1 protein-coding gene is annotated in these 1,818 nt (G+C 63.5%); it reads left to right on the top strand.

Annotated elements, in window-relative coordinates:
• A partial coding sequence (pepN, locus tag EOA85_RS34385) for an aminopeptidase N (RefSeq protein WP_127212648.1) occupies positions 1-1,762 on the top strand: 1,762 nt, incomplete at its 5' end.
• Positions 1,763-1,818 lie beyond the last annotated feature (56 nt).

The following is a 1,818-nucleotide window of genomic DNA, read 5'->3' on the forward strand; positions in this document are numbered from 1 at the left end:
CGCCAATATCGAAGCGATCATCGCGCATGAGTATTTCCACAATTGGACTGGCAACAGAATCACTTGCCGCGACTGGTTCCAGCTTTGCCTGAAGGAAGGGCTGACGGTCTTCCGCGATCACGAATTCTCCGCCGACCAGCGCTCGCGAGCGGTGAAACGCATTGCCGAAGTGCGCACATTGCGGGCACATCAGTTTCCCGAAGACCAGGGACCGCTGGCGCATCCTGTGCGGCCGCGCCGCTACCGCGAGATCAACAATTTCTACACGGCGACAGTCTATGAAAAGGGCTCGGAAGTGGTGCGCATGATCCGTACCATTCTCGGCAGCGAGACGTTCCGGGCCGGCATGGATCTCTATTTCGAGCGTCATGACGGCGAGGCTGCGACGATCGAGGACTTCATCAAGGTGTTCGAAGATGTGTCCGGCCGCGACCTCTCGCAATTTTCGCTCTGGTACCATCAGGCGGGCACGCCCAATCTGACGATCAGTTCGACGCACAATGCGGCAGCGCAGGAGTTCACGCTCGAGATCGAGCAGTCGGTGCCGCCGACGCCGTCCGAAAGCCGCAAGCGGCTGATGCATATTCCGCTTGCCTTCAGCCTAGTCGGCACCGACGGCAAAGCGATAGCCTATAGCGGCGTCGAGGGCGCCAGCGTCGAGGACGGCGTCATCCATATCCGCAGACGCCGGCACATGGTGCGCTTCTCGGGCGTTGGCGAGCGCCCGGCGATGTCGCTCAATCGCGGCTTTTCGGCGCCGGTGACGCTTTCAGTCGAGCAGAAGGCCGACGATCAGTTCTTCCTTGCCGGCCAGGACAACGATACCTTCTCGCGCTGGCAGGCGTTCAACACGCTTTTGACCGAGGCGCTGATATCAGCCTTCCGCCAGGTCCTTGACGGCCAGCAGCCCGGTTTCGCATCACGGTTGACCGGGCTTGCCGGCAAAATAGCCGGCGACGAGACACTCGAACCGGCCTATCGGGCGCTGGCTGTGGCGCTTCCGAGCGAAGCCGATATCGCCCGCGACATCGGCAAGAACATCGATCCCGATGCCATCTTCTCCGCCCGCGAGGCGCTGACGGCCGCGATCGCCGAGGCCAACCGCGAGATATTCTCCGACCTCTACCATCGACTGGCCGACAAGGACGCTTTCAGTCCGGATGCGACGAGCGCCGGGCGCCGGGCGCTGCGCAACATCCTGCTCGACTACCTGTCGCTGCTGCCGGGAGGTGCGGCGCTTGCGGCCCGGCATTTCCAGTCCGCGACCAACATGACGGACCGCGCCGCCGCACTGACCGTGCTTGCGCTCCGCCACAGCGGTTCGCCCGAGACGGTCAAGGCGCTGGCCGACTTCGAAGCGAAATATACGACCGATCCGCTGGTGATGGACAAATGGTTCCAGATCCAGGCCAGCGTGCCCGGCCCGCAAACCATTTACGCGGTGCGCGCCCTGACCAGCCATCCGGCCTTCTCGATGGCCAACCCGAACCGGGTGCGCTCGCTCGTCGGCACGTTTTCCAGCGCCAACCAGACCGGCTTCCATCGCGCCGACGGCGAAGGCTACAGGTTTTTCGTCGAAACGGTCCTGCAGGTCGAAAAGCGCAATCCGCAGTTGGCCGCCCGGCTGGCGACAGCACTCAGATCATGGCGCTCGCTCGAACCTGCCCGGCAGGCCAAGGCAAGGGAAGCGCTGCTTTCGATCTCTAATGCCGAGAACCTATCGGCCGATTTGCGGGACATCGTCGAGCGCACGCTGGCGTGAGGGTCCCCCTCCTCCTTGAGGGGAGGGCGGACAGCCGCCGAAGGCGGATGGAAGGG

Origin of the sequence: Mesorhizobium sp. M5C.F.Ca.IN.020.29.1.1, assembly GCF_003997375.1 — a bacterium.
In the GTDB taxonomy this organism is placed as follows: domain Bacteria; phylum Pseudomonadota; class Alphaproteobacteria; order Rhizobiales; family Rhizobiaceae; genus Mesorhizobium; species Mesorhizobium wenxiniae.